The sequence below is a fragment of the Chromatiaceae bacterium genome (assembly GCA_024235395.1).
GTDB lineage: Bacteria > Pseudomonadota > Gammaproteobacteria > Chromatiales > Chromatiaceae > Thiosocius.
This window is the reverse complement of record JACKMK010000001.1, coordinates 1,730,909-1,738,868: the sequence shown is the minus strand read 5'-3', so window position 1 is coordinate 1,738,868 and position 7,960 is coordinate 1,730,909. Positions and strand designations below refer to the sequence as shown.

The following is a 7,960-nucleotide window of genomic DNA, read 5'->3' as shown; positions in this document are numbered from 1 at the left end:
GGGTCGAGCGCATCGACTGGCGGCCGGCTCGGATGTCGACCAGCTTCCACGGGCGTGACCTGTTTGCCCCGGCGGCGGCCCTCCTGGCGTCACGCCAGCCGCTGCAGACCACAACGCTTCCAATCGATTCCATGGTCGGCGCGGACTGGCCCGAGCAGGTGCAGCGGGTCGTCTACCTGGATGCCTATGGCAATGCGATGACCGGCATCCACGCCGAAAAAATCGATATACGAAAGACGCTTAGCGTTTCCGGTCAGCGGATCGCTCATGCCGAGACGTTCAGCGCGGTACCGCCCGGACAGCTCTTCTGGTACCCCAACTCGCAGGGGCTCGTGGAGATCGCCGCGAACGGCGAGTCCGCGGCGAGGCGCCTGTCGCTGGCGCCCGGGGACGAAATCCTGCTAGATTGACCTCCCCGCCACGGATTGGCGGGATTGGATCAACGACAAGGAGGTTGAAATGATTCGCAGATGGATTGCGCCGCTGGCGTTCGCCGGATTGGTCGGTACCGGGCCCGTTCACGCAGGGTGGGTCGCTCCCTTTATCAGCGAGATCCACTACGACAACGCGGGTGTGGACCGAGACGAGTTCGTCGCTGTTGCCGGGCCCGCGGGCTGGGATCTGAACGGCTGGCAACTCGCGTTCTACAACGGCGCCAACGGCGGTATCTACCGGTCTCTGGCGATCGACGGCGTGCTGCCAGGCGATCCGGGGCGTCTGGGCGAGGGGTACTGGGCGGTGACCGGGATCCAGAACGGACCGGACGCCGTGGCGCTGCTGTCGCCCCAGGACATGGTGGTCGATTTTGTCGCCTACGAGGCGGCCGTATCGGCGTTCGAAGGACCTGCGGCCGGCCTGCAGGCACGGCTGCTGCCGGTCGCGGAGGACAACACGACCCCCGCCGGCCGGTCGCTGCAGCGCCAGGGCACGCCCGAGACCTGGTCGTGGAGCCTCGCCGAGATGACGCCCGGCCGCGTCAACGGCGGGCTTGAAGAAGTGGATTCCGGTACAATCCCGGAACCCGCAGGCGCGGTGGTACTGTGGATTGCCGGTGGCATAGCCTGGTCACTGTTGACCGGCGGTCGTCGGTGGTCGCCACGCATCGGTCGCCGGGTCGCGTAGACCGGCGGTGTCCCGCCGCAGCGATCCCGGTCGAGGATCGGCCGGGGTCGCAGTCGGCACTGCGCGGTGCGAACGTGAGGGGGAGCAGGCATGAAGGGCAATCAACGGTTTTCTCTGCTTGGCCGTATCGGATCGGCGAAATCGACAGCAACCGCGGGCGAGAGTGGCCCCGATGCGGCACGCCCGCAGGGCGTGGCCGAGGGGCGTCTACAGGGCGATGCGCTGGAACAGGCCTATCGTGACCTGCTGGTCGAGTTCCAGTTGCTTGCCGAAACCAATCAGCGTCTGCATGAACGCCTCGCACGACGTGAGCGGGGCCATGAGGAATCGCCCGCGGCTCGCGAATTGATCCAGGCGCAGCGCAATGCGCTGGCCGAGCGGAGCCGCCGGATGCGCGAGCTCGAATATGAAAACGTGCAGCTGAAGCGTGAACAGAAACGCATCGTGGACGAGAGTCGCCGATTGTCGGCGAGCCTCGCCAAGCAGGGCCAGGAGGCTGCCCTGTTGGTGCGTAGAGATGAGTTGAGTCAGCGCGAATTGGCCGCGGCCAAGGCCGCGCTGCGCGAAAAGAACAACGAGCTGTTGCGCTTGACCGACAAGTACTACCAGCTCGAGGCGCGCAGCAAGCAGCCGGCGCCGATGCCGACCGCAGCCAACAGCGACTTCTGAACGGACGCCGCTCCCCGCCTCACGACGATGATGGCGGCGGCGGGCATTCGCGAAACACCCGTGCCGTGCATTCCGCGCAGACCGCCGGATCCAGACGCCTGAAGATCGTACGGATCGCGTGCGTCTTTGAATCGAAGAAATGATCGGCGCCGATCTTGCGGATGAACTGTGAGCGCGCGGCAAACTCGTAGACGTTGTGCTCCAGCCCGACGAAGTACAGCCCGCCGCCGAGTCGTTTCAGGCGCCTGCCCTCGTTGACCAGCACCTCTGCGGCACTCAGGTCCATGTAATGGATGCCGTCGCCGACGATCAGGATATGGCGGATGTCCTCGTTGTCGACGATGCGGCTGATGCGTTGCTGCACCTGATTGATCGAGCCGAAATACAGCGCCAGGTCCATACGCAGAATCTTGAGCTGTGGACAGGCGCGCAGCGGCTTGTTCTCGATGTTCACGAACGCGCGCTTGCCGCTTTTGGGGTCCGTGTCGACCGCCAGTGCCGGTATCGGCGGCACCGAGGTGCGCGCGAGAAAGATCACCAGCGACAGCAGTACGCCGAGGTAGATCGCGAATTCCAGCTCCAGGAACAAGGTCGCGAAGAAGGTGGTCAGCAGGATGCTGCTCTCCGAGCGGCTGTAACGCAGAACGTCCCCGATGTGATGGAAGTCGATCAGGTTGTAGGCGACGATCAGGATCACGCCCCCCATCGCGGCGATCGGCAGGTAGGCCGTCAGCGGAGCGATCAACAGCACGATGACCATCAGCATCAGCGCGGCAAAGATCGCCGACATCGGCGTCTTGGCGCCCGCGGCGTAGTTGATGCCTGAGCGTGTGAAGGATCCCGAACCGGCATAGCTCGAGAAGAAACTGCCGACCAGGTTCGACATCCCCTGGCCGATGAATTCCTGATTTGCATTGATCGTCTGATTCGATTTGGCGGCGACCGCACGGCTGATCGACACCGCTTCAATCAGGCCCAGCAGGGCCACCGCGAACGCCTCGGTAGCGAGATCCCTGATGGTCCCCAGCGCCAGGTCGGGATGCGACAGCGGCGGCAGGTGTGCGGGGATCTCGCCGACCAGCTTGATGCCCGCTTCGGCACCACCGAGCATCGCCGCGACCAGGCTGCCGACGACCATGCCCGCCAACAGGTTCGGTATCTTGGGCAGGTAGCGCTTGAACAGGATCGCGCTGACCAGTGTGCTCAGTGCGATCACCGCCGTGGTGACGCTGATCTGTCCGGCCATCGCATACACGTCGACCCAGGTGTGCAGAAACGACTCGCCTTTCGGAATCTCGATGCCAAGCACGTGTTTCATCTGGCTGGTCGCGATCAGCAGCGCGGCACCTGCCGTGAAGCCGATCACCACCGTGTGCGATACGAAGTTCACGACGGTGCCCAGGCGCGCCAGGCCGAATGCCAGCTGGTAGACGCCGGCAAAGAACGTCAGCGTGAGGGCCATGGTCACGAATTCCGGCGTTCCGGGCGTTGCATGGTTGCTGACCGCGGAGAACACGACGATCGAGATCGCCGTGGTCGGGCCGGAAACCAGGTGCAGTGAAGAGCCAAACAGCGCCGCGATGATCGGTGTGACCATCGCGGTGTACAGGCCGTACTCGGGCGGCAGTCCGGCGATCGCCGCGAACGCCACACCCTGCGGCAGCACGATCACGGCGCCGGTGAAACCGGCCGCCAGGTCGGCCCGCAACGTGTTGCGGTCCACCAGCTGGAACCAATGGAGGAACGGTAGGAAGCGGGCGATTTGCATGTTCAAAACCAACTACTTGTCCGGGGCTCGTGCCCCCGGGGCCATGGATGTCCGGATCCGGTCCCGGCGGCGTGAGGGCCGGGCACCGCCGGCACATCAGGGTTTCTCGAGTACCGGTGCGAGAAAGCGGCCGGTATGGGAATGGGCCATGCCCGCGATCTCCTCGGGCGTCCCGGTGGCAATGATCTCGCCGCCACCGTCGCCGCCTTCCGGACCGAGATCGATGATCCAGTCGGCGGTTTTGATCACATCGAGGTTGTGCTCGATGACCACGATCGAATTACCATGATCGCGCAATCTGTGCAGTACGCCAAGTAGCTGTCTGACGTCGTGGAAGTGCAGGCCGGTGGTCGGTTCGTCCAGGATGTAGAGTGTCCGCCCGGTGTCGCGCTTCGAGAGTTCGCGCGACAGCTTCACGCGCTGCGCCTCGCCCCCCGACAGCGTCGTCGCGTTCTGGCCCAGCGTGATGTAACTCAGGCCGACGTCCATCAGGGTCTGCAGTTTGCGCTTGATCACCGGCACCGCGTCGAAGAAGGCCAGGGCGTCCTCGACGGTCATGTCCAGCACCTCGTTGATACGCCGTCCCTTGTACTGGATCTCCAGCGTCTCCCGGTTGTAGCGTTTGCCTTTGCACACATCGCACTGCACGTAGATGTCGGGCAGGAAGTGCATCTCGACCTTGATGACGCCGTCGCCCTTGCAGGCCTCGCAGCGTCCACCCTTCACGTTGAAGCTGAACCGTCCGGGGCTGTACCCGCGCGAGCGCGATTCGGGCACCGCCGCGAACAGCTCGCGGATCGGGGTGAAGAGCCCGGTATAGGTGGCTGGATTGGAGCGTGGCGTGCGCCCGATCGGCGACTGGTCGATGTCGACCACCTTGTCGAAATGCTTGAGCCCCGTGACCCGCCGGAAGGGCGCGATCGTGTGGCTCGCGCCGTTCAGGTGGTTCGCGGTGATCGGGTACAGGGTGTCGTTGATCAGGGTCGACTTGCCGGATCCCGACACACCGGTCACGCAGGTGAACAGGCCGGCCGGGACCTCGAGCTTGACCGCCTTGAGATTGTTGCCGCGCGCGCCCTCGACCTTGAGCAGACGCTTGCGGTCGATCGGATGCCGGGTGTCCGGGATCGCGATGCGTTCGCGCCCGGCCAGGTAGTCGCCGGTGATCGACTCGGGTTCGGCGCAGATCGCGTCCACGTCACCCTCGGCGATCACCCGCCCGCCGTGCACGCCGGCGCCGGGGCCTATGTCGACGATATGGTCCGCGCTGCGGATCGCGTCCTCGTCGTGTTCAACCACGATCACGGTGTTGCCGAGGTCGCGCAGGTAGGTCAGGGTCTTCAGCAGGCGCTCGTTGTCGCGCTGATGCAGGCCGATCGAGGGTTCGTCGAGCACGTACATCACCCCGACCAGGCCCGCGCCGATCTGGCTGGCCAGGCGGATGCGCTGTGCCTCGCCGCCGGACAGGGTCTCGGCGCTGCGGTCCAGGGTCAGATAGTTCAGGCCGACGTTGACCAGGAAGCGCAGGCGGTCGTCGATCTCCTTCACGATCTTCGCGGCGATCTTGCCCTGCTTGCCGGGAAGATCGAGTTGGTCGAAGAACGCCAGGCTGCGCTCGACCGCCATCGCGGTCACCGTCGGCAGGTTGTGGTCCGCGACGAACACGTTGCGCGCCGCCTCGTTGAGCCGCGTCCCCTGGCAGTCCGGGCACGGCTGCGACGAGATATAGCGTGCCAGTTCCTCACGCACCGCATTGGATTCGGTCTCGTGGTAGCGGCGCTTCATGTTGTTGACGATGCCCTCGAACGGGTGGCTCTTCTTCACCACCCGGCCGCGCTCGTTGAAATAGCTGAACTCGATCGCCTCGAAGCCGCTGCCACCGAGGATCACCTGGCGGACCTCGTCCGGGAGCGCCTGCCAGGCGGTCTCCGGATCGAATCCGAAGTGCTTCGCGAGCGAGCGGATCATCTGGTAGTAGTAGGCGTTGCGCCGGTCCCAGCCGCGCACCGCGCCGCCGGCCAGCGAGAGTTCCGGGTTGGCGACGATCTTGTCCGGGTCGAAGAACTGTTCGACGCCGAGCCCGTCGCAGGTCGGGCAGGCGCCGACCGGGTTGTTGAACGAGAACAGCCGGGGTTCCAGTTCCTCGATGCTGTAACCGCACACCGGGCACGCGAAGTTCGCCGAGAAGACCAGTTCGGGCTGGGGATTCTCGGGATCCGTGTCCATCCAGGCGACCCGTGCGACACCCTCGGCGAGGTGCAGCGCGGTCTCGAACGATTCGGCCAGGCGCAACGCGATGTCACTGCGCACCTTGAAGCGGTCGACCACGACCTCGATCGTGTGTTTCTTGTGCAGTTCGAGATCCGGCGGCGCGTCCAGTTCGAAGATCTCGCCGTCGATGCGCGCGCGGATATAGCCCTGGGCGTGCAGTTCGGCGAGCAGCTTGTGGTACTCGCCCTTGCGTTCCGAGATCACCGGCGCCAGCAGCATCAGCTTGCTGCCCTCGGGCAGCGCCAGCACCAGGTCGACCATCTGGCTCACGGTCTGCGCCTCGAGGCGCTCGCCGTGAGTCGGGCAGCGCGGCGTCCCGGCGCGGGCATACAGCAGGCGCAGGTAGTCGTAGATCTCGGTGATGGTGCCGACGGTCGAGCGCGGGTTGTGGCTGGTGGTCTTCTGCTCGATCGAGATCGCCGGCGACAGTCCCTCGATGTGGTCGACGTCCGGCTTCTCCATCATCGACAGGAACTGGCGGGCATAGGCCGACAGCGACTCGACGTAGCGGCGTTGTCCCTCGGCGTAGATGGTGTCGAACGCCAGCGACGACTTGCCCGAGCCGGACAGGCCGGTGATCACGATCAACCGGTCGCGCGGCAGCTCGAGGTCGATGTTCTTGAGGTTGTGGGTGCGCGCACCGCGGATGTGAATCGTGTCCATGCTGACGGTCGTTGGAGACTGAACCGTCAAATGTTACGGGAGCGGCGCGGCCGATCAAAGCCGGATCCGCTCCGGCGGCTGTTCAGAACAGCTCGATGTCGCCCAGATTGACCGCGCTGTCGGTCTGCGCGCGATTGTGCGCCTTGCTGAAGGTGTCGACCATGTCCTGCTGCTGGCGGTAGATGTTCTTCAGGCTGGGCAGCAGTACCAGCAGGGTGTCGCGCAGCGCGTCGCTGGCGTCGATGCGCTCAATCGCGTCCTCGATCGCGTTGTCGATGCGGTCCAGCACGTAGGCCTCCTGGTCCTCCTCGAGGCCCATGCGCAGAAAATCGTGGTTCAGCTCCTGGAGCATGTCGCGCAGCAGCCGGTTGCTCTGTTCCTGGTTGTCGATCAGTTCTCTGGTGAGGTAGTAAAAGCTGGTCCGGATGCGACCGAACGCGGCCAGCAGTTCGCGGCTCTGGTGCATCAGGGCCTCTTCGGCGTACAGGTTGCCGACCCGGGTATCCACCGCCGACAGCAGTAGCGGCAGCAGGTCCTTGGTGCGGCCGTAGCGCTGCATATCGTGCACCGGCATGTCGCGCACCAGCAGGCTCAGGTGCTGGTAGTTGACGATCGAACGGGCACCGAAGTCGACGAAACGCTGACTGCGGTCGCTCATCTCGACCAGTTCCTTTTCCAGCGGCCGCATGCCCTCGCCGTCGGCGTACCACAGGTCCGCATTGTTGGCGCAGATGTGCAGGCAACAGTTGAGCTGCATGTTGCGGGTGACCTCGAACAGCGCATCGGCCAGCTCATCGGTGCTGTGCAGGGCGTGGGTGCGTTCGAGGAACTGCATCGCCATCGCCAGTTCGCTGGTCCCGGCGAGCGCGATCATCGCGGTCTCGCGTGCCGCGGTGTACTGCTCTTCCAGCGCGCTGCGCTGTTCGGCGAAACGCTGCAGCACCTGGACGCGCGCCAGCAGGTTTTCGGGTTCGAACGGTTTGACCAGGTAGTCGTCGGCGCCCGCTTCGTAGCCCTGCATGCGCTCGCGCAGCGAACTGTGCGAGGACAGGAAGATGATGGGAATGCGTTTCGTAGAGTCGTTCTGACGCAGCTGCACGCACACGTCGTAGCCGTTCATCCCCGGCATCTCGACATCGAGCAGGATGAGGTCGGGGCGGTTCTCCAGCGCCGCGGCGATCCCCTGTTCGCCGTCGTACGCCGGGCGCACCCTGTGGCCGGCGGGTTCGAGCACCCGACGGATGATCTTGTGACTGAGCTTGTCGTCGTCGATCGCCAGAATATCGGCAGTTTGCGGCACGGTAGGGGGTTCTCCACTGCGGGGCGGCGCCGGAACGATCTTTGGCCGGGTGCTGTCTCCTGGGGAACGATATCGGCCGCGTCGGGCGGATCTTTTGCCCGGCGCCTGGGAGCCGGAATCCGGGTTAAAATGGCGCGCTTGGTAGCGAGGTGGAGCGTGCGAAGCAG

The 7,960-nt window shown here is 64.9% G+C and carries 6 protein-coding genes; 3 read left to right on the top strand and 3 right to left on the bottom strand.

What is annotated here, in order from left to right; genetic code table 11:
* The 3 genes from H6955_08020 to H6955_08010 all read left to right on the top strand — a co-directional run.
* Positions 1-410 (top strand): SAM-dependent chlorinase/fluorinase (locus H6955_08020; GenBank protein ID MCP5313489.1); only part of this gene is annotated, 410 nt, incomplete at its 5' end.
* A gap of 49 nt (positions 411-459) precedes the next feature.
* Positions 460-1,122: a hypothetical protein gene (locus H6955_08015; GenBank protein ID MCP5313488.1), complete on the top strand. Its 663-nt coding sequence runs from the start codon at positions 460-462 to the stop codon at positions 1,120-1,122.
* Positions 1,123-1,212: 90 nt separating this feature from the next.
* Entirely contained in the window at positions 1,213-1,791 is a 579-nt protein-coding gene (locus H6955_08010; protein ID MCP5313487.1) for a hypothetical protein, read from the top strand.
* Between the two features lie 19 nt (positions 1,792-1,810).
* On the opposite strand, the gene H6955_08005 is transcribed toward H6955_08010, so the two are convergent.
* The 3 genes from H6955_08005 to H6955_07995 form a co-directional block, all read right to left on the bottom strand.
* Positions 1,811-3,559 (bottom strand): SulP family inorganic anion transporter, encoded by a 1,749-nt coding sequence (locus H6955_08005; protein ID MCP5313486.1) that lies wholly within the window; start codon positions 3,557-3,559, stop codon positions 1,811-1,813.
* 96 nt (positions 3,560-3,655) lie between these two features.
* A complete protein-coding gene (uvrA, locus tag H6955_08000; GenBank protein ID MCP5313485.1) occupies positions 3,656-6,493 on the bottom strand; it encodes an excinuclease ABC subunit UvrA in 2,838 nt (945 codons plus the stop codon).
* Between the two features lie 82 nt (positions 6,494-6,575).
* Positions 6,576-7,793, bottom strand: coding sequence for a response regulator (locus tag H6955_07995; GenBank protein ID MCP5313484.1), 1,218 nt, complete (start codon positions 7,791-7,793; stop codon positions 6,576-6,578).
* Positions 7,794-7,960: the final 167 nt, after the last annotated feature.

Bases quoted from the DNA above. Each gene is read 5' to 3' on its own strand.
- H6955_08015 (MCP5313488.1), top strand. From the start codon at position 460: ATGATTCGCAGATGGATTGCGCCGCTGGCGTTCGCCGGATTGGTCGGT.
- H6955_08010 (MCP5313487.1), top strand. From the start codon at position 1,213: ATGAAGGGCAATCAACGGTTTTCTCTGCTTGGCCGTATCGGATCGGCG.
- H6955_08005 (MCP5313486.1), bottom strand. From the start codon at position 3,559: ATGCAAATCGCCCGCTTCCTACCGTTCCTCCATTGGTTCCAGCTGGTG.
- uvrA (MCP5313485.1), bottom strand. From the start codon at position 6,493: ATGGACACGATTCACATCCGCGGTGCGCGCACCCACAACCTCAAGAAC.